The following is a 22,266-nucleotide window of genomic DNA, read 5'->3' as shown; positions in this document are numbered from 1 at the left end:
GGGGAGGGCAGGCGGCCCCCTCGATCAATCGGCCTGCGGTTCGCCGGGGATTGCGATTTTCTGGTCCCCCAGCCAGCGCCGGGCGCCGCAGCCGTTGCGCGAGTAGATGTCCTCGGGGTTGTTGAGCTGGCAGTGTTCCATCGACATGCAGCCGCAACCTATGCATTCCTCCAGGCTCATGTTCAGCCGTTCGAGTTCGGCGATGCGTTGCTGCACCCGGGTTTTCCAGGTGGCGGTCAGGCGCCGCCAGTCCGCGCCCGCCGGGGCGGTGTTGATGGGTAGGCCGGTCAGTTGCTGGATGATTTCATCCAGCGAGAAACCGATGCGCTGGGCGAACACGATATAGGCGACCCGCCTGAGGATCGAGCGCGGGTAGCGGCGGTGGCCGCTGCCCACGCGGATCGAGTGGAGCAACCCGCGGGTCTCGTAGAAACGCAGTGCCGAAGCCATGACGCCACTGCGCCGGGCCACTTCGGTGATGGTCAGCAGCGGTTCGCTGGGCTTTTTCATGGGGCCTCCGAAGGGGCTTTACTTAAAGTTAACTTTAACTTTTATATTCCGTCTGCCTATAAATCAATATCTCTGGTGCAGCGGGAGTCCACGTTCATGAATCGAATTCGCCGAGTAGTCGGTCGAGGCTGTTCTTCAACCCATCGATTGGGCGCGTTGTGCCTCCTCTTGGCGCTGGGCGGCTGTAACGAAAAGGGCGAGCCGGTCGCCGCCGCGGCGCCGGTGGTCGAGGTGACGACCGTGAGCGTGCAGGCGGTGCGTGAGTGGGACCTGTTCAATGGCCGTATCAGCGCGATCGACGCGGTCGACCTGCGGCCACGGGTCAGCGGTTATGTCGACCGGGTGGCGTTTCGCGAGGGCGACGAGGTGGAAAAGGGCCAGACCCTGTTCGTCATCGATCCGCGCCCTTACCGCGAGGCGCTGGCCAGCGCCCAGGCCCGGCTGGCCCGGGCCCGCGCCACGGTGCGTCTGGCCACCGAGCAGGACCGCCGCGGCCAGGCCCTGGTCAAGCAGTCGGCGCTGTCGCGGGAGGAGGGCGACATTCGTAGCGCCTCCCTGGCCCAGGGCGTGGCGGATGTGAACGCGGCCGTCGCCGAGGTGGCCACGGCCCAGCTCAACCTCGACTTCACCCAGGTCCGCGCGCCGTTTTCCGGGCGTGTCGGCCGGGCCATGCTGACCCTCGGCAACCTGGCCCAGGCCGACCAGAGCGTGCTGACCAGCATCGTTTCCCAGGACCCGATGTACGTCTATTTCGACGCCGATGAGCAGAGCCTGCTGCGCTACACCGAGCTGCTGGGCAAGGGCCAGCGCCCGGGGGTGAGCAATACCGTGCGGGTCGGCCTGGCCAACGATGTCGGGACCTTCCCCCTGACCGGCACCGTGGACTTCCTGGATAACCAGGTCGACCCGGCCACCGGCACCATCCGTGTGCGCGCGGTGCTGCCCAACCCCGACCGCCGGCTGACCGCGGGCCTGTTCGCCCGGGTGCGTCTCGAAGGCGGCAGCGAGACCCGGGCGGTGCTGATCGACGACCGCGCGGTGCAAACCGACCAGGACCGCAAATACGTGTACGTCATCGGCCCGCAAAACCAGGCCCTGCGCAAGGACGTGACCCTGGGCCGCCAGCTTGATGGCCTGCGGGTGATCAGCGCCGGGCTGGCCGCCGGTGATCGGGTGGTGCTGAACGGGGCGCAGAAGATCTTCTACCCGGGCATGGCGGTGGAACCCAGGGAAATCGCCGCGCCGACGCAGCAGGCCTCAACCGCCGCGCCCCAGACACCCTTGGCGAAATAAGGAAGAGCGGCCATGGATTTTTCCAAGTTTTTCATCGACCGACCGATCTTCGCCATCGTGCTGTCGATCATCATTTTCGCCCTCGGCCTGATTGCCATCCCGGTGCTGCCGTCGGGGGAATACCCCGAGGTGGTGCCGACCAGCGTGGTGGTGCGCGCCACCTATCCGGGGGCGAACCCCAAGGAGATCGCTGAGTCGGTCGCGGTGCCCCTGGAAGAGGCGATCAACGGCGTCGAAGGGATCATGTACATGAAGTCGGTCACCGGCTCCAACGGTAGCCTGGCGCTGAGTATCACGTTCGTCCCCGGCGTCGATCCGGACACCGCCGCGGTGCGCGTGCAGAACCGCGTGAGCCAGGCGCTGTCGCGGCTGCCGGAAGAGGTGCGGCAGTATGGCGTGACCACCCAGAAGCAATCGCCGACGCCGCTGATGTACGTCAGCCTGCTGTCCCCGGACAACAGCTACGACTCGCTGTATCTGCGCAATTACCTGACCCTGCACGTCAAGGACGAGCTGTCGCGGTTGTCCGGGATCGGCGATGTCGGGGTCTACGGTTCGGGCGACTACGCGATGCGCATCTGGATGGACCCCAACAGCCTGTCGGCCCGGGGACTGATCGCGGCCGACGTGGTGAACGCGATCCGCGAGCAGAACGTGCAGGTCTCGGCCGGCCAGCTGGGCGCCGAGCCTTCGCCCCAGGGCGCCGACTTCCTGGTGTCGATCAGCGTGCGCGGGCGCTTGCGCAGCGAGCAGGAGTTTGCCGATATCGTCCTCAAGAGCGGGGCGGACGGGCAGTTGGTGAAGCTGTCGGACGTGGCGCGGGTCGAGCTCGGCGCGGGCGACTATACCCTGCGCGCGCGCCTGGACGACCGCAACCAGGCGACGGTGGGGATTTTCCTCTCGCCGGGGGCCAACGCCTTGCAGGTCGCCGAGGCGGTCTACGGCAAGCTTGACGAGTTGTCCCAGCGTTTCCCCGAAGGCGTGGCCTACAAGGCGGTGTGGGACCCGACGGTGTTCGTCCGGGAATCCATCAGCGCGGTGCAGCACACCCTGATGGAAGCGGTGGTGCTGGTGGTGCTGGTGGTGATCCTGTTCCTGCAGACCTGGCGCGCCTCGATCATCCCGCTGATCGCGGTGCCGGTGTCGGTGATCGGCACCTTCGCCTGGCTGTATTTGCTGGGGTATTCGATCAACACCCTGACCCTGTTCGGGCTGGTGCTGGCCATCGGCATCGTGGTCGACGACGCGATTGTGGTGGTGGAAAACGTCGAGCGTTTCATCGAGAAGGGCTATGACCCGCGGGAGGCCGCGCACCGGGCGATGAAGGAGGTGTCCGGGCCGATCATCGCCATCGCCCTGGTGCTGTGCGCGGTGTTCATTCCCATGGCCTTTCTCTCCGGCGTCACCGGCCAGTTCTACAAGCAGTTCGCGGTGACCATCGCGATTTCCACGGTGATCTCGGCGATCAACTCCCTGACCCTGTCGCCGGCCCTGGCGGCCAAGCTGTTCAGGCCCCACGGCGCGCCGCAGGACTGGCTGGAGCGCGGCATCCAGAAGGTGTTCGGGGGCTTTTTCCGCGCCTTCAATCGGATGTTCAAACGCCGCTCCGACGGTTATCACGGCCTGGTGTCCTACTCCCTGGGGCGGCGCGGCTCGGTGTTCTTCCTCTACGCTTTGCTGCTGATCGGCACGGCCTGGCTGTTCAACCTGGTGCCGGGCGGGTTTATCCCGACCCAGGACAAACTCTACCTGTTCGCCGGCGCCAAGCTGCCGGAAGGCGCGTCCCTGGCCCGCACCGATGCGGTGACCAGCGAACTGATCGAGACGGCACTCTCGGTGGAGGGCGTGGAGACCGTGCCGGCCTTCAGCGGCCTGAATGCCTTGCAATCGGTCAACACGCCGAATGTCATGGCCGCTTACGTGATCCTCAAGCCGTTCGACCAGCGTCAGCGCGGCGCGGTGGAGATCAATGCCGAACTCAACGCCAAGCTGTCCCAGGTCCACGAAGGTTTTGCCTATGCGCTGTTGCCGCCGCCGATCCAGGGGCTGGGCAACGGTTCGGGCTATTCGCTGTACCTGGAAGACCGCGCGGGCCTGGGTTACGGCGCCCTGCAGAATGCCTTGAGCGCCTTCCAGGCCGCGGTGGCGCAGACCCCGGGCATGACTTACCCGGTCAGCTCCTACCAGGCCAACATCCCGCAGCTGGAGGTGCAGGTGGACCGGGTCAAGGTCAAGGCGCAAGGGGTGTCGTTGAGCGATGTGTTCAATACCTTGCAGACCTACCTGGGCTCGGTCTACGTCAATGACTTCAACCTGTTCGGCCGGGTCTACCGGGTCATGGCCCAGGCCGACAGTTCCTATCGGCAGACCGCCGAGGACATCACCAGCCTGCGGGTGCGCAACGACCGGGGCGAGATGGTGCCGCTCGGTGCGATGATCACCGTGACGCCCAGCTATGGCCCCGACCCGGTGGTGCGCTACAACGGCTACCCGGCGGCCGACCTGATCGGCGACTCCGATCCCAAGCAGCTGTCGTCGGGCCAGGTGATCGCCAAGCTGGAAGAGATCGCTGCTCGGGTATTGCCCCGCGGCATCACCCTGGAATGGACCGACCTGAGCTACCAGCAGGTCACGCAGAGCCATGCCGCGGCGGTGGTGTTCCCGCTGGCGGTGATGCTGGTGTTCCTGGTCCTCGCCGCCCTGTACGAGAGCTGGACGCTGCCCCTGGCGGTGATCCTGATCGTGCCGGTGTGCATGCTCGCGGCCTTGTCGGGGGTGTGGCTCAGCGGCGGCGACAACAACGTCTTCGTCCAGGTGGGGCTGGTGGTGCTGATGGGCCTGGCCTGCAAGAACGCGATCCTGATCGTCGAGTTCGCCCGGGAGCTGGAGCTGCAGGGCAAGGGCATCATCGAGGCGGCGCTGGAGGCCTGCCGCTTGCGCCTGCGGCCGATCGTCATGACCTCGGTGGCGTTTATCGCCGGCTCCGTGCCGTTGCTGATCGGTAGCGGCGCGGGCAGCGAGATTCGCCGCGCCACCGGCGTCGCGGTGTTCTCCGGCATGCTCGGGGTGACCCTGTTCGGGCTGTTCCTGACCCCGGTGTTCTACGTCGCCTTGCGCAAGCTGGCGGTGCGCTACGCGCCGGCGGTCACGGCGTAACAGGCAGCCCGGGGTGCCAAGACGAGCGCCCCGGGCCTGTCATTCTTGACCCCGATCAAGGGCATTTCCCTGTGGGCGTCGTAGCCTGGGAGCCATTCCCACTCTCACCTGCACCCGCACCCGGGGAACGCCATGGCCAAGAATTTTCCCATCAGCCCCAAGCGCCCCGAACGCATCTGCTGGGGCTGCGACCGCTACTGCGCGGCCAATGCCCTGGCCTGCGGCAATGGCGCGGACCGCACCATGCACCCGGCCGAGATGCTCGGCGACGACTGGTACCTGCACGGCGACTGGGGCATCGAGCCGCCGATCGCGTCGGACAAGGCGTTGGACGAGGAGCGGTCCTGAGCCGGCGCCTTGCCGGAAGGCCGGCGCGCTCACAGCCCGCTGCGGAGCAGTTCCAGGAACCGCGGGCTCGCGTCTATCGAATTGTGCCCCGCGCCCGGGACGACCTCGAGCCTGGCGACGCCGGGGGCGAAATGCGCATAGAGCGTCTCGGTGCTCGAACGCGGGATGACTTCGTCGTGTTCGGCGGCGATCAGCAAAGTCGGCACGGCGATGCGCGGTGCGTATTTCCAGGATTCGAACTTGTCCCGCAGCAGCCACCTCACCGGAAGATAGGGAAACTGGCTGGCGGCGAACTCCTGCAGGCTGTGGAACGGCGTGATCAGCACCAGGCGCGATGCCGGACGCTGGCTGGCCAGGCGCACGGCGACAGCCGCGCCGAGGCTGCGCCCGACCACCACGATATGCGGGTGGGCGGCTTGCACCTTGTCGAACAAGGCCATGGCATCGCGCGTGATGGCCGCCTCGGAGGGCGATCCGGAACTGCCGCCATAGCCTCGGTAGTGCAGCAGGTAGAGCGCATGCTCGGGAAAGGCCCGGGTAAATTCCGGCAGGTTGAGGGACACGTCCTCGGCGTTGCCACCGAAGTAGAGCAACGCCTTCGGGCCGTCGTGGGGCCTCACGGAAACCAGCACCTCGGCGTCGGTGACCGGCAGCCTGAGCAGCGTGGCGGGGCTGGCGATGGCGCGGGGCTGGGGGAAGTAGATGAGCGAACGCTGCAACGCCCACGCCGCGACGCAGAGCGCCAGGTACAAGGCGCCGAGCAATGCCAGGAGCGAAACCATTCGTGACATGTGGCTCACCTCCGTTGGGCGACGAAGCGCTGCTGAACGACCGCCGGCGGTCGTTTGCAGCGCCCCAGGATAGGCTCATATGCCGGCATTGCGCACTCGACCCGGCGCCCGGGGTTGGCGTCGGCGCCTGCTCCGCTAAGCTTGTGGCATTGCTCACCGCCAGAAGGATCGTCCCCAGCCAGGCGCAGCGCAAAACGCCAGGACGGCGGTAGACGGCGAGCCGGGAACTATCGGAAAAGTTCCCCGCTCTTATTAATATTAATTAGAGACCCGATCCGACGGGTGACATCCGGCCCGACAGTATCGGCGATCCCCCAATCAGTGGCTGCTCACGGATTCTTTCATGGACGAACGATTACCCGAGATACCCGGCTACAGCGTGCATAGCCGGCTTGGCCAAGGCGGGATGGCCGAAGTCTACCTGGCAACCCAGGAGTCGCTGCACCGCAAGGTGGCGGTGAAGGTACTGCTCAACGCCAATGACGAGGCGTTCAGCAAGCGTTTCATCCGCGAGGGGCATATCGTCGCCTCGTTGCACCACCCCTCGATCATCACCATCCACGACATCAACAGACTGGCCGATGGCCGCTACTACCTGGCCATGGAGTTTGTCGGCGGCGGCGACCTGGCCCGGCACAAGGGCGAGGTGTTCGAGTCGAGGCGCGCCCTGGATATCGTCCGGCAGATCGCCACCGGCCTCGCCGTGGTGCATGAGCAGGGCCTGATCCACCGTGATATCAAGCCGGCGAACATCCTCTTCCGCAGCGACGGCACGGTGGTGATCACCGATTTCGGCATCGCCAAGGCGCTGGAGATGGACAGCGAGCTCACCGGGCTCGGCATCGCGGTCGGCAGCCCGGCCTACAGCAGCCCGGAACAGACGCAGTGCCAGCCGCTGGATATCCGCACCGACATCTACAGCCTGGGCGTGATCTTCCTGGAGATGCTCATCGGCACCAATCCGTTCCGCGGTGCCAGCTATACCCAGACCGTGATGAACCACGTGCAGATGCCGGCGCCGAGCTTGCCGGCGCACATCAGCCCGTACAAGGCGCTGCTCGAGCGGATGCTGGCGAAGGACCCCAACCAGCGCTTCGCCGACTGCCGGGCGCTGCTGCAGGCACTCGATGAGCTGGACCAGCCAGAGCAACCGGACGAACCGGACGAGCCCAGCGAGGTGGAGCTGGAATCTACCCGCTTCGTGCCGGCCCTGATCGATCCTGCGCCGCCCCAGGCCGAGGCCGAGCCTGAGCCCGCCCGCCGGCGCAGCCCGAACAGGCGCCTGGCGCTGTGGGCACTCGGCAGCCTGCTGCTGCTCGGCGCTGCCAGCGGCACTGGCCTGTACCTGCAGCAGCGGATCAAGATCGCCGAGCTGCTGGCACGTGGCGAACAGCGCCTGGCGACGGGCCAGCTGTTCGAGCCGGCGCAGGACAATGCCGAGTATTTCTTCAACCAGGCCTTGCAGCTCGACGAAGCCAGCGCGCAGGCCCGGCAAGGACTGCAACGGGTAGCCGCGGCGCGGATCGCCGGCTACCGGCAACTGGCCGAGCAGCGCATCGCCGAAGAACACCTGCTGGAGCCCGAGGATGACAGCGCGGTGTTCTATTACCGGCAGATACTCGACCTGGAGCCGAGTAACGCCCAGGCGCTGACCGGGTTGAACCAGGTGGCGCTGCTCTACGCCGAGATGAGCGAAAGCGCGTATGCCAAGGGCGATAAAGACCTGGCGCGGGCCTATATCAAGCATGGCCTGGAAGCCCGTCCGGACAGCCCCGAACTGCTCGCACTCCGGGACCAGCATGAGCAGCGCAAACGCAGTGGCCAAGCGCCGCGCCCGTCCGCTGCGCCGCCTTCCCCGCGGCCCTCGGCACCTCAATCGACCGGCGAGCGGGCGGAACAGCCGAGTGCGCTCAAGCGCCTGTGGAACAGGCTCTTTTGAGGTGACCAGGGCACGCGGAGCCGAGGCCGAGACAAAAAAGGCTATGTCTCAATAGCCTGTTGCAAGAACCCGTCTGAAAGGTAGGCATCCACCTAGGAGGCCTACCGATCATGGATACGCAAGCCTTTCACCACTGGCTGGCGTCGTCGCGCAGGTCCGGGTGGTCGCGCTCGCGGAAGCGGCGCAGTCCTTCCTGGGTTTCCGGCTCATGGATGGAGCGGTTGAAGCACTCGGCTTCGATGCGCAGGCCCTCGGCCAGGGGCTGGCCGTAGCCGCGGATGACCGCCTCCTTGTCCGAGCGCATGGCGGGCTGGGGCAGGGTGCAGAGAAGATGCGCCAGTTCCAGCGCGCGCTCCAGCGAGCGGCCCTTGGCGACGACCTCGTTGACCAGGCCGATAGCCAGCGCCTCGCTGGCGCAGATCACCTTGCCGGTGAGGATCAACTCCAGCGCCCGGCCCATGCCGACGATGCGTGGCAGGCGCTGGGTGCCGCCATCGCCCAGGCCGATATTCCAGCGGCGGCAGGTCACGCCGAAGGTGGCGTGTTCCTCGGCGATGCGCATATCGGCGAAGCAGGCCCACTCCAGGCCGCCGGCGTAGGCCACGCCATTCACCGCGGCGATCACCGGTTTGTAGATATCCGTCCAGCGGCTCGGGCCGATGATCCCGGGGCGCTCGCCGCGATTGTGCGCGGCGATCTCGTCCGGGGTGGTGGGCACCAGGTCGAGCGCCGCCTTGAGGTCGCCGCCGGCACAGAAGGCCTGGTCGCCAGCACCGGTGATGATGGCCACGAGGGCATGCGGATCGTCGCGAAAACGGCTCCAGGCCTCGATCAGTTCCAGGTGGGTGGTGGGGCCGATGCAATTGCGTTTCTGCGGCCGGTTGAAGCGGATGATCCTGATCGGTCCCTGGGTTTCGTAGTCGATTTCGGTGAAGGCCATGGCCGCCGCACCTCCTGTGGTTGGCGAGGGATATCCAGTACCCGGCCAGGCTTTCGGGCGCAGGCGAGGCACAACCTGCGAGTGTAGCCGGCGGGTTTTCCCGGTCTCCCCGGTCGGCCGATGGTTAGCGATCGGAAGTCTGCAGCTCGCCTTTCGCCAGGGCGGATGGAACGGCCTCGATCCTGGCCAGGCGCCGGAGCAGCGGGGTGGTCATCAGGGTGGTGGCGATGGCCACCATCAGCAACAGGAAGAACGCGCTCTGGGAGATCAGCCCCATGTCCAGGCCCACGGAGAGCACGATGATCTCGATCAGGCCACGGGTGTTCATCAATATCGCGACGCTGCGCGAGACCTCCACGGACAGGCCGGCCAGGCGTCCGGCGAGGTAGCAGCCGGCGGTTTTACCCAGCACCGCGGCGACGAAGAAGGCCAGCAGCCACAGCCAGCTATCGAGGGGCGCCAGGGCGCCGAGGTCCATCTTCAGCCCGGTGGCGGCGAAGTAGAAGGGCACCAGAGCGATGTTGACGAAGCCTTCCATGTGGCGGTGCCAGTGCTGGCGCCGCTCGCGCAGCAGCCAGCCGGCGATCAGCCCGCCCAGGGCGCTGTGCAGGCCGATCAGGGTGGTGATCCAGCCACACAGCAGGGCGGTCGCCAGCATCAGCGCCATGCTCATATCGGCGGCGGGGGCCGCGCTGCGGCTCGCGAGCAGCCGGGTAAACAAGGTGTGCAGCAGCGGGCGCAGGCCCCAGCGGGCGAGGGCGAGGAACAGGACGATGAAGCTCAGTTGGCGCAGCACCCCGAACAGCGAACTGTCGCTGCTGGACAGGGCGACGATGACCGTCAGCAGCACCCAGCCAATGATGTCGGTGATGGCGGCGGCCGCGATGCCGACGGTTCCGGCCAGCGAGTGCTCCAGCCCCAGGTCGCTGATGATTCGCACCAGCACCGGCAGGGCGGTGATCGACAACGCGATGCCGCAGAACAGCACATAGCCGAGCCGGGGTTGGGCGGGCGCCAGGGCGCTGTGGGAGAGCAGCCCGACCATGGCCCCGAGGGCGAAGGCCAGGATCACCCCGCCGGCGGCCACCGAGAGGGCGCTGAAGCCGATCTTCTGGTTGCCCAGGTGATTGCTGTCGAAGCGCAGGCCGATCTGGAACATCAGCAGGACCAGGCCGATATTGCCCAGGGTCTCGATGCCCAGGCGGATGGCCGCCGGAAAGACCGCGGCATGCCACTGCGCGCCGAGGGCCAGCAGCAGGCAGGGACCGAGCAGGATGCCCACGCAGATTTCGCCGATCACCCGCGACTGCCCCCAGCGGGCCAGCAGCGCGCCGCACAGCTGGCTGGCGACGATGATCACCGCCAGCTGGAAAAACGGCAGGGCCGAGAACAGTTGCTGTAGCGTCGACATGGCGTCCTCCGCCTATTTTTCCGCGAACGACTCCGCGGCCGGGGTCAGGGCGCCCAAGCGGCGCCGCGCCGTTTCGCCAAAGGGTTTCGAGCGCCGGCTCTGGGCATCGATCTGCACGATCACGGTGCTGGCCAGGGCCGCGCAGCGACCGTCCTGGAACAGCGCCTGTTCCAGGGTCATCGAGCTTTTGCCGAGGGTCGCGACCCGGGTGCCGATCTGCACCGTGCCGGGCCAGCGCAGTTCGGCGCGCAGGTCGAGCTCCAGGCGCGCGATGACAAATTCGCTGCCGGGCTCGGCGAGCGGCGCATGCGGGTCGTAGATGATCTCCACCCGCCCGGTTTCCAGGAAGGTGGCGAACACCGCGTTGTTCACATGGCCCTGACGGTCGGTATCGGCGTAGCGGATCTTGTCCGAGGAACGGACGGCGAAGTCGTGCAGGGCGGGATCATTGGACATGGCGTGCTCCAGTCTCGAGGGGGGTGGCCAGGGTGGCCGCGCGCGCCAGCCCGCCAAAGGCGTCCAGCAGGCGTTCGCGCCAGGCATGCAGGGCGTCGTTGTGGGCCAGCAGTTCCTCACGGCTGGTGCAGCGCGCCCACATGAACATGCCGAACACACAATAGTCGGCGTAGGCCGGGGCTTCGCCGGCCAGGAAGGGCTGGCCCTTGAGGGTCTGGCGAAGCGGGGTCAGGACCTGGCGCAGCTGTTCCAGATGCTGGGCCCGGGGGGCCACCAGCTGTTCCAGCGAGGTGCCGAAGTGCGCTTCGCGGGAGCTGCGGAAATAGGCCCGGTCCTCGGTGGCCAGTTGTGCGTAGACATCCAGCAGGATCACCCGGGCCACGGCGGGCAGCAGCATGCTGTCGGCCCAGCGGTTGACGAAAGTCGACAGTGCGAGGGCCTCGCGGCCGCCGAACAGGGACGGGCGCTCGGGGTAACGCTGTTCCAGGTGCAGGGCGATGCGCCAGGAGTCGCTGATGCTCTGGTCGCCATCCACCAGCACCGGAACCGCGCCTTGCCGGGAGAAGGCGATACGCGCCTTGTCGCTGAAACGCCAGGCGATGCGCTGGCTTTGCAGCCCCTTGTGGGCCAGGGCCATGCGGGTCTTCCAACAGTGCGGGCTGAAGCGCAGGTCCGGGTCGGCGCCGGCCAGTTCGTAGAGGGTCAGGGATGCGCTGCTCATACCGGATTTTCCTTGATTGTGGACAGTGGCCGCTGTCCGCTCATGCAGGTCGTTCATGGCGTGGGTCCTGGTGGCCGGGGTGTCGGCTGGCCGATGGCGCCCGGCAGCGGGCGCGGGCGCGGGCGTTGCGGCAGCAGGGTCAGGAGCATGCCGGCAGTCACCACCAGCAAGCCGGCGATGGCGCTGCTGTCCGCGCGCTCGCCGAGCAGCAGGGCGGCCAGCACCATGGCCGTGCCCGGCACCAGCGCGGCGAAGGTGGAACCGAGCGAAGCGCCGAGCAACTGGACCGAGCGGCTGTAGAAGAACAACGCCACTGTCGACACCAGCAGGCCCTGGTAGACCACCTGGATGCCGATATCCCAGAGCGGCGCCTGGAGGATCCGCAGCCCGCGGCTGGCCAGGTAGACCGGCAGGTACAGGACCATCGAGCACACCGAGACGATCGCCGTGGCGTGCAGCGCGGCGCTGCCGGACCATTTCGACACCAGGGTGTAGATCGCCCACAGCAGGCCGCCGAGCAGGAACATCAGGTAGGCGTAGGGCGAGGCCTGGGCCCCGGCGAAACTGTGCCAGCCGGCCAGCAGCACGCCGCCGATGATCAGTGCGGTGCCGGCGTTCGCCCGGGCGCCGAGGCGGGTGCCGAACAGCCGCGCGCTGATCAGGATCGACAACAGGATCATGCTGCCGGGAGTCACCACCGCGAACAGCTCCACCGGGGCCAGGGCCAGCCCCTGGGCCACCACCAGCATGTACGGCGCGCCGATGCCGATGACCATCAGGCCAATGCTTGTCCAGCTCAGGCCCCGGCGGCCATGGCGGAGCAGGTACGGCAGCAGGATCAGCCCGGAGACGCTGTAGCGGATGCAGGTGATGTCGTAGGCATCCAGCGGCGTGCGGGTCAGCCCCAGCCGGGTGACCACCGGGAACGCGCCCCAGATCAAGGCCGCGGCGAGGCCGCACAGAATGCCGGCCCAGCGCTGTTCGGGACTGACGGTAAGCGTCATGAGCGGGTCCTCGCTGCGGCGTCCCGGGGGCTAGCGGTGGCCGATCTTCACCGAGCCGGCGTTGCCGCGCTTGCGCAGGTAGGCGTACTCGATGTCGTTGAGCAGCATCTGCGCCCGGTTGATGTGGCGCGAGGCGTAGTTGACGCTGGTGAGGAAGTGCGCCAGCTCCTCGGTCTCGGCGAAGTGGCCGTTGTCATGGGCGACCTTGGAGAGGTCCAGGTTGCGGCGGTTCTCCAGCTTGTCCAGGTAGTCGATGTCGATCACCCGGAACGCTGCACCGATGCTCAGGCCGCGGGCATTGAGCACCTTGTGCCATTCGAAGGGCGGGTTGATCAGCACGTCGCCCGGCTCGACGTAGACGGTGTCGGCCTCGTAGTCGCCGCCTGGCGCTTCGCGGCCGCTGCTGGTTTCGAACATCAGGTCGTAGTCGCGGAACTGGTCGCCCAACTGGGGCGGGCGGGTGCTCCACTTCTTGGTGCCGGCGATCATCACGAAAATATTCAGGGTCGGGAAAATGTGCCAGTCGCTGCCCACCGCGCCGCGGGCCGGCTCGCCGTATTCCTGGGTGCTGTAGCCGAGGAACATGTGGCCGGTGACTTTCCAGGCGTCGATGTTGAACCAGGGTTTGCTGAAGACGTGCTGCTTGACCAGGTTGAAGGCGTCCTTGCCCCACTCATAGGGGTCGTTGTAGCTCGAGGAAATGGTGCCCAGGTGCGAGTAGACGTCGAGGTTGTGGGTGAAGATGTCGTCGAGGAATTCCTGCCCGGTACCGACGCGACCGGTGACGTAGTTGTAGTCCGAGGCGCCGTTCTCGTCGCGCATCGACACCGGCTGGTCGCCGGACTTGACCCGCCATTGCAGGTTTTTCCCCGAGCCGACCTGATCGAAGAATGCCCGTTGCGCGAACTCCTCGCCGATGGGCGCGAGTTTGCGCAGCAGGGCCGGTTTGCTGAACCCCTCGGTGAAGCGCTCGACCTTGTCGCGGGTGAGCTCGCCCTTGTGCTCGGAGGGCTCGATGACATTGATGTAGCCATACTGGATACGACTGTTCGAAACCATTTCGTAGACTCCTTTTTCCTGACGTAAAAAGAGAAAACCGCTCGCGCCCACGACCGCTGTTACCGGGAGTGACTGCGCAGGTGAAGCCGACTTCCTTCCGTGGCGCGGAACGAAAGTCGTGGACCAGTACATCAAGCATGCTTACCGGACAGCGCCTATCGGCTATGATTGACAGGGCTGTCAAAGATCGCAGTGTTGGTATCTTTGACAACGTTGTCAACAATTATGTGAGCAGTGATTTTTATGGCGGGTGTCAGGCAGTTTGACGAAGAAAAAGTGTTGTCGGCGGTCCTTGAAGTGTTCTGGCGCAAGGGCTGGCAGTCCACCTCCATGGCCGACCTGGCCGAGGCGGCCGAGGTCCAGCGTGGCTCGCTGTACCATGCCTACGGCGGCAAGGAAGCGTTGTTCCTGCTGGCGTTCGAAGCCTACGCCACGCGCTTTCTGGGCAACGCCGCCAAGGCCCTCGAGGCCGCGGATGCCGAGACCGCGCTACGGCGGTTTTTCGAAGTGGCGATCAGCAACATGACCAGCGGCACGCCGGCCAAAGGCTGCCTGACCACCAAGACGGCCACCGAAGCCGATGTGATCGGCCCGCGCATCCAGCAACGCTTGCGCGAGCTGCTGGACGCCCTGCAACTGACCATCAGCACTGCGCTGTCGGCCGAGCGGATCCGGGACGACCTGGTCCTGGCGCCGGATGAAGCGGCGCAGGTCATGGTCACCTTCACCCGCGGGCTGGCGGTGATGGAGCGCATCTACCAGGAGCCGGAGCGTTTGCGCAGCACGGCCGACTCCCTGGTGCGCATGCTGGTGCCGAGCGTCCAGGCGCGGGCCTGAGCCTCTGCGCCGCTTTAGCGGTTGTCGCGCCCGAGGGACTGCTTCCAGTCCCGCAGCACCTCGATCAGGGCACGCAGCTTGGGCGGGACGTGCCGGCGGTTGGCGTAGTACAGCCACATGGCCGGCAGCGGCTGGCAGGTGCCGGGCAGGACTTCCACCAGTTGGCCGCTGGCGAGGTCGGCGGCGATCCGTTCGCGAATGAACACATGGGCAATGCCCACCCCGGCGCGGGCGGCCTCGATCACCGCCTGAGTGTCGGTGCTGATGAAGCGCCCGGGCACATCCAGCTTCACCTCGTGCTGGCCGTCGTGCAGGTGCCATTTGTGCATCTGCCCGCTGCTGGGAAAACGAAAGCGCACACAGCAATGTTGGTGCAGCTCGTCGATGCTGCGCGGCGCCGGGTGGCGCGCCAGGTACTGCGGGCTGGCCACCAGGGCGCATTGCAGCGGCGGGGTGATCTGCACCGCGTGCATGCCCGGGTGCAGGGCGTCGGCCAGGCGGATGCCGGCGTCGAGCTGTTCCTTGACGATGTCCACCAACTGATCTTCGTAGCGTATTTCCAGGGTGACCCTGGGGTAGCGCTGGAAGAAGTCCTCGAGCAGCGGGGCGACGATCAGGTGCTTGGCCATGTGCAAGGCACTGATGCGCAGATGCCCTGAGGGCTCGCCCTGGGTTTCCCCCAGCTCCTCCCTGGCCTGCAGCAGGCTGCGGTAGCCGGCTTCACTGCCTTGGTGAAAACGCTGGCCGCTTTCCGTCAGGCTGACGCCGCGGGTGGTGCGATGGAACAGCTTGGTCTGCAGTTCGCTTTCCAGTTGGTTGATGGCCAGGCTCACGGCCGCCGGGGTCACGCCCAGCACGGCGGCGGCGCGGGTGAAGTTGCCGGTCTCGACCACCGCCATGAAGAGGTGCAGACCGGCCAGTGGATCGCGTCGGCTCATTGTTAGGAATACTTAATAGTCTTGTAGGGAGAATGTGGATTCTCTTAAAGCTACGAGCTTCATAGACTCTTTTCAACCGCAAAGGAGTCCCGCCATGCACTGGCCCGTCACCCTCAAACCCGCCCGGCAGATGCTCGACAAAGGCATCGCCAAAGCCCTGCAGATGCAGCTGTCGGTGTGCATCGCCATCGTCGATTCGGGCAGCAACCTGCTGGCGTTCGTGCGCATGGACGACGCCGTGCCGGGGGCGATCGACCTGGCCCAGCGCAAGGCCCGGACTTCGGCGCTGTTCCGGACCGCCAGCGCCGAACTCGGCGCCTTGTCCGGGCCGGGGCAGTCGTTGTGGTCGATCGAGCAGAGCAACGGCGGCTTGACCAGCTTTGCCGGCGGCCTGCCCGTGGTCGATCAGGCGGGGCGCTGCCTGGGCGCCATCGGCGTCTCCGGCGGCACCGCGGTTGAAGACGACATCATCGCCCGGGCTTGCCTCTGAGCCCTGGCCCCCGACATTCTCCTGGAGAACCCAAGATGAGCAAAAAACGCATTCTGGTCACCGGCGCCGGTTCGGGCTTTGGCCGTGAGGTGGCGCTGCGCCTGGCCGCCAACGGCCATGAAGTGATCGCCGGGGTGCAGATCACCCCGCAGGTCACCGAACTGCGCGAACTCGCCGCCAGCCTGGACCTCAAGCTGCGGGTGGAGAAGCTCGACATCACCTCGGCCCGCGACCGGGCCCATGCCTGGCAGTGGGACATCGACGTGCTGCTGAACAACGCCGGCGACGCCGAGACCGGCGCCATCGCGGAAATCCCGGTGGATATCCTGCGTTCCCAGTTCGAGACCAACGTGTTCGCCAACCTGGAGCTGACCCAGGGCTTCGTGCGGCAGATGGTCGAGCGGCGCAAGGGCAAGATCGTCTTCGTGTCGTCGATCGCCGGCCTGCTCACCGGGCCCTTCACCGGCGCCTATTGCGCCTCCAAGCATGCCCTGGAGTCCATCGCCGAGGCCCTGCACATGGAGCTGGCGGAGTTCGGCATCCAGGTCGCGACACTCAACCCCGGGCCGTATTCCACCGGCTTCAACGACCGGATGATGGAAACCTGGAAAAGCTGGTACGACCCGCAGAAACACTTCACCGATCACTCCGGGCTGAAGTTCCCGTTCGAGCAATACGATCCCGAGGAAATGGTGGCGAAGATGGTCGAGGTGGTGGAGGCGGATGGTGGGGCTTTCAGGAACCTGCTGCCGGCGCACTTCGTCGACATCGTCAAGCAGGACCAGCAGGACGCCTGGACGCGCCAGCAGTCGTAGGTGAATGCCGACGCTTGCGTCTCGGCAGCCAGCCGGTACGCGCCTGGCCGAGCAGTGAGCGCACGGCCTATATCAGGTGGGCGGCGAAGCCTTGCTGGCCGGTGGCGATCTCCGGCTGCAAGGTGAGCTCCGGGATCCGGTAGGCGCCGGCGTTCTGTGGGCGGAAGGCGATGGGTGCGGTCTGTTGCAGCTGGTCGAGGCGCTGCCCGAGCTGGTCGCAGATCGTGGCGAAACGCGCCGCGTCGATGCGCCCGGTGCGGTAGATCACGAAGGGCGGCAGCACGTCGAAGCCCGGGTAATAGAGGATGCCGTGGTGGATCGGGAACAGCAGGTCGTCCATCGGCCCGTTGATGCCCCGCGGGCCATAGTGGGATTCCCAGCCGCCGGCGCTGACGATCAGCATCGCCCGCTTGCCCGTCAGGGTGCCTTCGCCGTAGCGGTCGCCCCAGCGCTCATCCGAATGCTCGCCCACGCCATAGGCAAAACCATAGGCGTAGACCCGTTCCACCCAGCCCTTGAGAATCGCCGGCATGGAGAACCACCACAGGGGAAATTGCAGCAGCACGGTGTCGGCCCAGAGCAGTTTTTCCTGCTCGCGGGCGATGTCCGCCGACTGCCGGCCTTCTTCGAAGGCGCGCTTGGAGTCCAGGGACGGATCGAAGCGGCTGTTGTCCGCACGGCCCAGGCTGTCGTCGGCATCCAGCGGCGCCTTCCAGTCCATCGCATACAGGTCCGAAACCTGGACCGCGTGGCCGGCGGCCTGCAGGCGCTTGATCGTGAAGTCCTTGAGCGAGCCGTTCAAGGAGCGGGGTTCGGGGTGGGCATACACCAGCAGTACATTCATCACAGGGTCTCCAATGTCGGGAGACAGCAGGATCGGTCGCTGCCAGGTATATTGGAAATGAATATCCAATATCCCAGGTATTGTCGTGAATAATTTAAGGCGCTTGGACATCAACCTGCTGCTGACCCTGGATGTGCTGCTCGCCGAGCATAACGTGACCCGCGCGGCGCAACGCCTGAACTTGTCGCAACCCTCGGTCAGCGTGCATTTGGCCAAGCTGCGGGAGATTTTCGGCGACCCGTTGTTGCTGCCAGGGCCGCGGGGTATGCGGCCCACTGCCAGGGCCGACGCATTGCGCGAGCCGTTGCGCCGGGCGCTGGAAGCATTGGAGCTGGCGGTGTCGCCGGCCAGCCCGTTCGACCCGGGCGCGGCGGCCAATACCTGGAGCGTATCGGCGTCCGACTACGGCGAGTCGACGGTGATCCTGCCGGCGCTGGCCGGCTTGCGCGCGGCGGCCCCCGGAACCCGGCTGGCGGTGCTCGAACTGGAGCCGGGGCGTCTGGTCCAGCAGGCCGAGCAGGGCATCATCGACCTGGCCCTGCACACCAGCGAGGACTCGCCGCCGGGGCTGCGCCGCCGCGTGCTGTTCAGCGAGCGTTACGTGCTGGCGGGCCGCGCGGGCCATCCACGCCTGCAACGACGCCCAAGCCTGGCGCAGTTCGCCAAGCTGGAACACGTGGTGGTGTCGCCCGATGGCGGCGGTTTCCAGGGTGTCACCGACAGCGCGCTGGGCGAGGTGGGCCTGACGCGCCGGGTGGTGCTATCAGTGCCGCACTTCTTGTTTGTCCTCTCGGCGCTGGCGAGCACCGACCTGGTGGCGATGCTGCCGTCGCGCCTGGTGCGCGACAACCCGGCGTTGAAGGTGGTCGAGCCGCCGCTGGAAGTCCCGGGTTATGACATGGCCATGCTCTGGCACGAGCGCTGCCACCGCGACCCGGCCCATCAATGGCTGCGGGAGTTCATCGTCGCTTCACTGTGAACGGTGCTACGGCTCGTCCCTGGCCGGCGTTTCCCAGGGCGCGCCCTGGGCAAAGCGCGCCTCGATCCACTGCTTGAAGGCCTGGGTGGTGGCGCTGCTGAAGCGCGCCGACGGGCGCAGCAGGAAGATCCCCGAGTCGCTGTCCAGCTGCCACTGCGGCAGCACCCGGACCAGATGCCCCGAGGCGAGGTCCTGGTTCATCAGCCAGTCGCCGCCGGCAAGAATGCCGACGCCGGCCCGGGCCGCGGCGAGCAGTGCTTCGTTGTCGTTGCTCTGCAAGGTGCCGTGGATACGCACGGTTTCCAGCCGGCCCTGGCGGGTCAGCCGCCAGTCGGGCCAGGAACGCAGGCCGGTAAAGCCCAGGCAGTTGTGGCTGGCAAGTTCGGCGGGCACCTGCGGTTCGCCATGGCGTTGCAGGTAGTCGGGCGACGCGCAGAGGATGCGCCGGTGCGCACAGAGTTTACGCGCCACCAGCTGGCTGTCGGCCAGTTCGCCGATGCGGATCGCCGCGTCGAAACCTTCGCCGACGATGTCGACGAAACGGTCCGAATATTCGGTCTCCAGCGTCACCCCGGGATGGGCCAGGGCGAATTCTGCAAGGATCGGGCTGAGCCAGCGCCGGCCCATGGCGGCCGGCAAGGCCAGGCGCAGGCGCCCGCGGATCTGCGCGGCGCCCTGGGAGGCTTCGTGTTCGGCTGCGCTGATCAGGCCCGCCGCCTGCCGCAAGCGCTCCACTAACCGCACGCCTTCGTCGGTAAAGCGCAATTGCCGGGTGGTGCGCTGCACCAGGCGAATGCCCAGGCGGCTTTCCAGTGCCGCCAGGCGCTTGGACAGCACCGAAGGGTGGCGCTGCAAGGCCCGCCCGGCGGCGGCGAAAGAGCCGTGTTCGAAGAGCGCCATCAAGGTGGCGAGTTCATCGGCCTGTCGGCTGTCGAACGGATCCATGTGCCTGGGCTGCCTCGTTGTGCGGCCAAATGGCCGGAAGGAACGGAAAGGATCGGCCTCAAGGTATCAGCACGATGGCGCCTTGCGCGCGTCCGTCGTGCAGGTCGGCGTGGGCCTGGGCCACGTCGGCCAAGGGATAACGCTGCCAGATCCGCGGCTGGATGATACCCGCGGCGAAGGCGTCCAGCACATCGGCGGCGCGCATCTGGTATTCGCTGGCGCTGGCGGTGTGGGCAGCGAGGGACGGGCGGGTGAGAAACAGCGAGCCCTTGGCGTTGAGCGTGCCGACCTGCACCGCCTCGGGAGCGCCCGACGCCGCGCCGAAGGACACCAGCAGGCCGCGGGGACGCAGGCTGTCGAGGGAGGCTTCGAAGGACACCCGGCCGATCGGGTCGTACACCACATCGACCTTGTGCCCTTGAGTGACCTCGACGACCTGTCGGGCGAGGGTCGCGGCGTCGAACACCAGCACCTCGTCGCAACCGGCGGCTCGGGCCCGGTCGACGCTTTGCGCCTTGGAGACGACGCCGATGACCGTGGCCCCCAGGTGCTTGGCCCAAGGCACCATCAACTGGCCCAGGGCCCCGGCGGCGCCATAGATCAACACCCGCGTACCAGGGCCGACGGGGTAGGTGGTCTTGAGCAGGTACTGGGCGGTGATGCCCTTGAACAGCAGCGCCGCGGCGGCGTCCGAGGCCAGCGCCGGCGGCAGCTTGACCAGGCGCTCAGCCGGGTACAGGCGGGCGCTGGCATACGCGCCGAGGGACCCGGTGGCATAGGCGACGCGGTCGCCCACCTGGACCTGGGTGACGCCAGGGCCGATCGCCTTGACCAGCCCCGCGCCTTCCAGGCCGAGCCCGCAGGGCAGGGCAACCGGCACCGCGCCGCTGCGCTGGCTGAGGTCCAGTGGATTGACGCCGATGGCCGTCTGCTCCAGCCAGACCTCGCCGGCACCGGGCGCCTGGGCTTGCACCTGCTCGAACTGCAGGACCTGAGGGGCGCCGACTTGGTGAAGCTGTACGCGGGTGACCATGCTCGATCTCCTTGGAAGCTTTGCGGTAGGAAGCTGGGTGTAGGAAACGAGGATAGGGATACGCTCCATGATCAACAATCCGGCCTGTTTGCATTTGACTGCTGCATGCAGTGCAGCAGTCAATTGAGAGCCTCGCTACGCGGGCCAGGGCAGTTGGACCATCGTTCGCCGCTTATCGCGGGCCCTGATAGCGCGGGTGGACTCTTTCGGCCGGTAAGGTGGGGGCGCGGGTGGGGTAAGCCTGTCGAAGCCTCGCCGCAAAGCCAAATGATGCAAGCAAGCGGCTTGCGCCAGTGATGACCATGCAGGCGCAACGCATTGAATTATTTTATTCCTGTTCTTGACATGCCCGGTGAACAAGTCCAGAATTGCGTCCATTCCTGATTCAGGAACGAGAAAAACCCCTTAGAATTCAAAGGGTTGGAGGCTGGATCAAGTTCAGGTTTCCAGCTTCGAGTTGTATGCCTTTGATGCGGTTGCAAAGCATCGAAAGTTTGGCCGAGTAGCAAAATGGTTATGCAGCGGATTGCAAATCCGCCTACGCCGGTTCGATTCCGACCTCGGCCTCCAAACTGAAAACCCCGTAGATCAATGATCTACGGGGTTTTTTATTGGTTGAAATTTACAATGTGTTCCGCATCTTTTGGCAAGTGTTCCGCAACCCCCCCTCTATTTTGTCGGTTTGACGACTTCCCCGACACGGCGATAAACCCTTTTGGTGATCTCTTCGGAGGTATGTCCAAGCAGCTTGCTGGCATGCTCCAGAGCGATCTCGCTGGCTGCCTTTGGCCGGATATCCCTGAACTGAAATTGACGGATGCTGGCCGCGAGCGCGGTATCGCCCTCTGCCGTGGCCTTGATGGCTGCTTTCTCCCTGGCCTCGTCCCAGCGGTTGCGTAGCATTTGCTGGCTCATCCGCAGGCCTGAGGCGTTGGTGATCAGGATCGACGTCCGGATTCCGTTCATTGCTCGACGTTCCAGCAGGTTCTCAAGAAACGCCGCCAGATCAGATTGCTTGCCGGCGTCCTCAAGGAGAATGCGCAAGCGCTTCTCCGTCTTGCCCTGGCCGACACGGAGGAAACCATCGCTCAAGTCCGTTTTGGCGGCCTTGAGTACGTCGGCAGGGCGCTCCCTTTCCGCACTTGCTGATCCTGCAGCCGCTCGATGCCAAGCAGCAGCCGTATTACTTCAACCTGGACACCGCCGCGTTCGACGAGCTGCGACGACAGACGGCAGCGCGCTGGGCCGGCCAGGAGCGCCTGACGCGGGATATCGCGCAGCAGGCGGTGGGGCAGGGCGAGGACAAGATCACGCTGAAGGGAGTGATCTATCCCGGCTTCAAGGGGGGGATCAAGCAGCTGGACACCCTTCGCACCATCGTTCGCCGACTGCAGCCAGTCAGCCTGGTTACGGGCTATGGCGACGTGCTCGGCACCTGGTGTCTGCTGAGTATCGATGAAGAGCAGGGCGGGCTGTTGGCTGGCGGCATCCCACGCAAACAGGGTTTCTCACTGGAGTTCGTGAAGTATGGCAACGACATGCAGAACGTCTGAGGGGGATCTGCTCGACACCCTGTGCTACCAGCACTACGGGCACCTTAATGGCACTGTCGAGTTGGTGCTGCAGGAGAATCCAGGGCTGGCTGATGAGCCGCAGCCCTACCGCACCGGGGTAGTGATCGTGCTGCCTGACCTTGCTACACCATCGATCGAAACCATCGAGCTGTGGGATTGAACGGTACAAGGGCCTATAGATGG

At 66.1% G+C, this 22,266-nt stretch carries 21 protein-coding genes, 1 tRNA gene and 2 pseudogenes; 11 read left to right on the top strand and 13 right to left on the bottom strand.

Translation table 11 applies throughout. The annotated features are described in order from the left end of the window. Nucleotides 1–24: 24 nt before the first annotated feature. On the bottom strand, nt 25–510 hold the full coding sequence (gene soxR / locus AC07PQ_RS01715; protein WP_007923596.1) for a redox-sensitive transcriptional activator SoxR: 486 nt from the start codon (nt 508–510) through the stop codon (nt 25–27). A 96-nt stretch (nt 511–606) separates the two neighbouring features. On the opposite strand from soxR, the gene AC07PQ_RS01710 reads away from it, so the two are divergent. From AC07PQ_RS01710 to AC07PQ_RS01700, 3 genes are all read left to right on the top strand, one after another. Continuing rightward, complete coding sequence (locus tag AC07PQ_RS01710) at nt 607–1,803, top strand: efflux RND transporter periplasmic adaptor subunit (RefSeq protein ID WP_493184641.1); 1,197 nt, start codon at nt 607–609, stop codon at nt 1,801–1,803. A 12-nt stretch (nt 1,804–1,815) separates the two neighbouring features. After that, nucleotides 1,816–4,959: an efflux RND transporter permease subunit gene (locus tag AC07PQ_RS01705; protein WP_493184642.1), complete on the top strand. Its 3,144-nt coding sequence runs from the start codon at nt 1,816–1,818 to the stop codon at nt 4,957–4,959. A 132-nt stretch (nt 4,960–5,091) separates the two neighbouring features. Then, on the top strand, nt 5,092–5,307 hold the full coding sequence (locus tag AC07PQ_RS01700; protein WP_493184643.1) for a DUF3079 domain-containing protein: 216 nt from the start codon (nt 5,092–5,094) through the stop codon (nt 5,305–5,307). Nucleotides 5,308–5,336: 29 nt separating this feature from the next. Here the strand turns inward: AC07PQ_RS01700 and AC07PQ_RS01695 are convergent, their stop codons facing one another. Further along, nucleotides 5,337–6,098, bottom strand: a complete 762-nt coding sequence (locus AC07PQ_RS01695; protein ID WP_493184644.1) for an alpha/beta hydrolase — start codon at nt 6,096–6,098, stop codon at nt 5,337–5,339. A gap of 343 nt (nt 6,099–6,441) precedes the next feature. On the opposite strand from AC07PQ_RS01695, the gene AC07PQ_RS01690 reads away from it, so the two are divergent. Next, on the top strand, nt 6,442–8,037 hold the full coding sequence (locus AC07PQ_RS01690) for a protein kinase domain-containing protein (RefSeq protein WP_493184645.1): 1,596 nt from the start codon (nt 6,442–6,444) through the stop codon (nt 8,035–8,037). A gap of 127 nt (nt 8,038–8,164) precedes the next feature. Here the strand turns inward: AC07PQ_RS01690 and AC07PQ_RS01685 are convergent, their stop codons facing one another. The 6 genes from AC07PQ_RS01685 to AC07PQ_RS01660 form a co-directional block, all read right to left on the bottom strand. Continuing rightward, the gene (locus AC07PQ_RS01685) at nt 8,165–8,977 is read right to left on the bottom strand and encodes an enoyl-CoA hydratase/isomerase family protein (RefSeq protein WP_007923602.1); all 813 of its coding nucleotides are present in this window, start codon (nt 8,975–8,977) and stop codon (nt 8,165–8,167) included. Between the two features lie 124 nt (nt 8,978–9,101). Then, nucleotides 9,102–10,388 carry a cation:proton antiporter gene (locus AC07PQ_RS01680; protein ID WP_493184646.1) on the bottom strand — a complete coding sequence of 429 codons (1,287 nt, stop codon included), beginning with the start codon at nt 10,386–10,388 and terminating at the stop codon, nt 9,102–9,104. A 12-nt stretch (nt 10,389–10,400) separates the two neighbouring features. After that, complete coding sequence (locus AC07PQ_RS01675) at nt 10,401–10,844, bottom strand: acyl-CoA thioesterase (protein WP_493184647.1); 444 nt, start codon at nt 10,842–10,844, stop codon at nt 10,401–10,403. Continuing rightward, nucleotides 10,834–11,622 (bottom strand): glutathione S-transferase family protein, encoded by a 789-nt coding sequence (locus AC07PQ_RS01670; RefSeq protein WP_493184648.1) that lies wholly within the window; start codon nt 11,620–11,622, stop codon nt 10,834–10,836. Before AC07PQ_RS01670 ends, AC07PQ_RS01675 begins: the two co-directional genes overlap by 11 nt. Beyond that, nucleotides 11,619–12,569 (bottom strand): DMT family transporter, encoded by a 951-nt coding sequence (locus AC07PQ_RS01665; RefSeq protein ID WP_493184649.1) that lies wholly within the window; start codon nt 12,567–12,569, stop codon nt 11,619–11,621. The genes AC07PQ_RS01670 and AC07PQ_RS01665 overlap by 4 nt, the downstream gene beginning before the upstream one ends. A 30-nt stretch (nt 12,570–12,599) precedes the next feature. Then, nucleotides 12,600–13,628, bottom strand: a complete 1,029-nt coding sequence (locus AC07PQ_RS01660; RefSeq protein ID WP_062822967.1) for a cupin domain-containing protein — start codon at nt 13,626–13,628, stop codon at nt 12,600–12,602. A gap of 276 nt (nt 13,629–13,904) precedes the next feature. On the opposite strand from AC07PQ_RS01660, the gene AC07PQ_RS01655 reads away from it, so the two are divergent. After that, entirely contained in the window at nt 13,905–14,465 is a 561-nt protein-coding gene (locus tag AC07PQ_RS01655) for a TetR/AcrR family transcriptional regulator (RefSeq protein ID WP_493184865.1), read from the top strand. Between the two features lie 14 nt (nt 14,466–14,479). Here AC07PQ_RS01655 and AC07PQ_RS01650 read toward each other — a convergent pair whose 3' ends face one another. After that, complete coding sequence (locus AC07PQ_RS01650; RefSeq protein WP_493184650.1) at nt 14,480–15,403, bottom strand: LysR family transcriptional regulator; 924 nt, start codon at nt 15,401–15,403, stop codon at nt 14,480–14,482. 94 nt (nt 15,404–15,497) lie between these two features. Between AC07PQ_RS01650 and AC07PQ_RS01645 the strand changes: the two genes are divergently transcribed. Both AC07PQ_RS01645 and AC07PQ_RS01640 read left to right on the top strand, forming a co-directional pair. Beyond that, nucleotides 15,498–15,893, top strand: coding sequence for a GlcG/HbpS family heme-binding protein (locus tag AC07PQ_RS01645; protein WP_007923611.1), 396 nt, complete (start codon nt 15,498–15,500; stop codon nt 15,891–15,893). A 35-nt stretch (nt 15,894–15,928) separates the two neighbouring features. Next, on the top strand, nt 15,929–16,708 hold the full coding sequence (locus AC07PQ_RS01640; RefSeq protein WP_493184651.1) for an SDR family oxidoreductase: 780 nt from the start codon (nt 15,929–15,931) through the stop codon (nt 16,706–16,708). A gap of 67 nt (nt 16,709–16,775) precedes the next feature. Here AC07PQ_RS01640 and AC07PQ_RS01635 read toward each other — a convergent pair whose 3' ends face one another. Beyond that, entirely contained in the window at nt 16,776–17,552 is a 777-nt protein-coding gene (locus tag AC07PQ_RS01635; RefSeq protein ID WP_493184652.1) for an NAD(P)H-dependent oxidoreductase, read from the bottom strand. An 85-nt stretch (nt 17,553–17,637) separates the two neighbouring features. On the opposite strand from AC07PQ_RS01635, the gene AC07PQ_RS01630 reads away from it, so the two are divergent. Next, on the top strand, nt 17,638–18,531 hold the full coding sequence (locus AC07PQ_RS01630; protein ID WP_277589017.1) for a LysR family transcriptional regulator: 894 nt from the start codon (nt 17,638–17,640) through the stop codon (nt 18,529–18,531). 6 nt (nt 18,532–18,537) lie between these two features. On the opposite strand, the gene AC07PQ_RS01625 is transcribed toward AC07PQ_RS01630, so the two are convergent. Continuing rightward, nucleotides 18,538–19,476 (bottom strand): LysR family transcriptional regulator, encoded by a 939-nt coding sequence (locus AC07PQ_RS01625; RefSeq protein WP_493184653.1) that lies wholly within the window; start codon nt 19,474–19,476, stop codon nt 18,538–18,540. 58 nt (nt 19,477–19,534) lie between these two features. After that, a complete protein-coding gene (locus AC07PQ_RS01620) occupies nt 19,535–20,509 on the bottom strand; it encodes a quinone oxidoreductase family protein (RefSeq protein WP_493184654.1) in 975 nt (324 codons plus the stop codon). 496 nt (nt 20,510–21,005) lie between these two features. On the opposite strand from AC07PQ_RS01620, the gene AC07PQ_RS01615 reads away from it, so the two are divergent. After that, nucleotides 21,006–21,079: transfer RNA gene (locus tag AC07PQ_RS01615), tRNA-Cys, on the top strand. A 99-nt stretch (nt 21,080–21,178) separates the two neighbouring features. Here AC07PQ_RS01615 and AC07PQ_RS01610 read toward each other — a convergent pair. After that, a pseudogene (locus AC07PQ_RS01610) lies at nt 21,179–21,619 on the bottom strand (tyrosine-type recombinase/integrase); the annotation flags it as partial. Nucleotides 21,620–21,639: 20 nt separating this feature from the next. Here AC07PQ_RS01610 and AC07PQ_RS01605 point away from each other — a divergent pair. Both AC07PQ_RS01605 and AC07PQ_RS01600 read left to right on the top strand, forming a co-directional pair. Then, nucleotides 21,640–22,062, top strand: a pseudogene (locus AC07PQ_RS01605) (phage tail protein); the annotation flags it as partial. Continuing rightward, nucleotides 22,037–22,243 carry a tail protein X gene (locus AC07PQ_RS01600; RefSeq protein ID WP_493184655.1) on the top strand — a complete coding sequence of 69 codons (207 nt, stop codon included), beginning with the start codon at nt 22,037–22,039 and terminating at the stop codon, nt 22,241–22,243. The pseudogene AC07PQ_RS01605 and the gene AC07PQ_RS01600, both read left to right, overlap by 26 nt. Nucleotides 22,244–22,266: the final 23 nt, after the last annotated feature.

This window comes from Pseudomonas sp. GW821-FHT09E12, assembly GCF_059416085.1.
Note: the sequence above shows the minus strand (reverse complement) of the source record. Positions and strands in the feature narration are given on the sequence as shown.

Coding starts and splice junctions, on each gene's coding strand:
- AC07PQ_RS01625 (WP_493184653.1), bottom strand. CDS start 19,476: ATGGATCCGTTCGACAGCCGACAGGCCGATGAACTCGCCACCTTGATG.
- AC07PQ_RS01650 (WP_493184650.1), bottom strand. CDS start 15,403: ATGAGCCGACGCGATCCACTGGCCGGTCTGCACCTCTTCATGGCGGTG.
- AC07PQ_RS01660 (WP_062822967.1), bottom strand. CDS start 13,628: ATGGTTTCGAACAGTCGTATCCAGTATGGCTACATCAATGTCATCGAG.
- AC07PQ_RS01705 (WP_493184642.1), top strand. CDS start 1,816: ATGGATTTTTCCAAGTTTTTCATCGACCGACCGATCTTCGCCATCGTG.
- AC07PQ_RS01620 (WP_493184654.1), bottom strand. CDS start 20,509: ATGGTCACCCGCGTACAGCTTCACCAAGTCGGCGCCCCTCAGGTCCTG.
- AC07PQ_RS01680 (WP_493184646.1), bottom strand. CDS start 10,388: ATGTCGACGCTACAGCAACTGTTCTCGGCCCTGCCGTTTTTCCAGCTG.
- AC07PQ_RS01600 (WP_493184655.1), top strand. CDS start 22,037: ATGGCAACGACATGCAGAACGTCTGAGGGGGATCTGCTCGACACCCTG.
- AC07PQ_RS01690 (WP_493184645.1), top strand. CDS start 6,442: ATGGACGAACGATTACCCGAGATACCCGGCTACAGCGTGCATAGCCGG.
- AC07PQ_RS01695 (WP_493184644.1), bottom strand. CDS start 6,098: ATGTCACGAATGGTTTCGCTCCTGGCATTGCTCGGCGCCTTGTACCTG.
- AC07PQ_RS01670 (WP_493184648.1), bottom strand. CDS start 11,622: ATGAACGACCTGCATGAGCGGACAGCGGCCACTGTCCACAATCAAGGA.
- soxR (WP_007923596.1), bottom strand. CDS start 510: ATGAAAAAGCCCAGCGAACCGCTGCTGACCATCACCGAAGTGGCCCGG.
- AC07PQ_RS01665 (WP_493184649.1), bottom strand. CDS start 12,569: ATGACGCTTACCGTCAGTCCCGAACAGCGCTGGGCCGGCATTCTGTGC.
- AC07PQ_RS01710 (WP_493184641.1), top strand. CDS start 607: ATGAATCGAATTCGCCGAGTAGTCGGTCGAGGCTGTTCTTCAACCCAT.
- AC07PQ_RS01685 (WP_007923602.1), bottom strand. CDS start 8,977: ATGGCCTTCACCGAAATCGACTACGAAACCCAGGGACCGATCAGGATC.
- AC07PQ_RS01640 (WP_493184651.1), top strand. CDS start 15,929: ATGAGCAAAAAACGCATTCTGGTCACCGGCGCCGGTTCGGGCTTTGGC.
- AC07PQ_RS01675 (WP_493184647.1), bottom strand. CDS start 10,844: ATGTCCAATGATCCCGCCCTGCACGACTTCGCCGTCCGTTCCTCGGAC.
- AC07PQ_RS01645 (WP_007923611.1), top strand. CDS start 15,498: ATGCACTGGCCCGTCACCCTCAAACCCGCCCGGCAGATGCTCGACAAA.
- AC07PQ_RS01700 (WP_493184643.1), top strand. CDS start 5,092: ATGGCCAAGAATTTTCCCATCAGCCCCAAGCGCCCCGAACGCATCTGC.
- AC07PQ_RS01635 (WP_493184652.1), bottom strand. CDS start 17,552: ATGAATGTACTGCTGGTGTATGCCCACCCCGAACCCCGCTCCTTGAAC.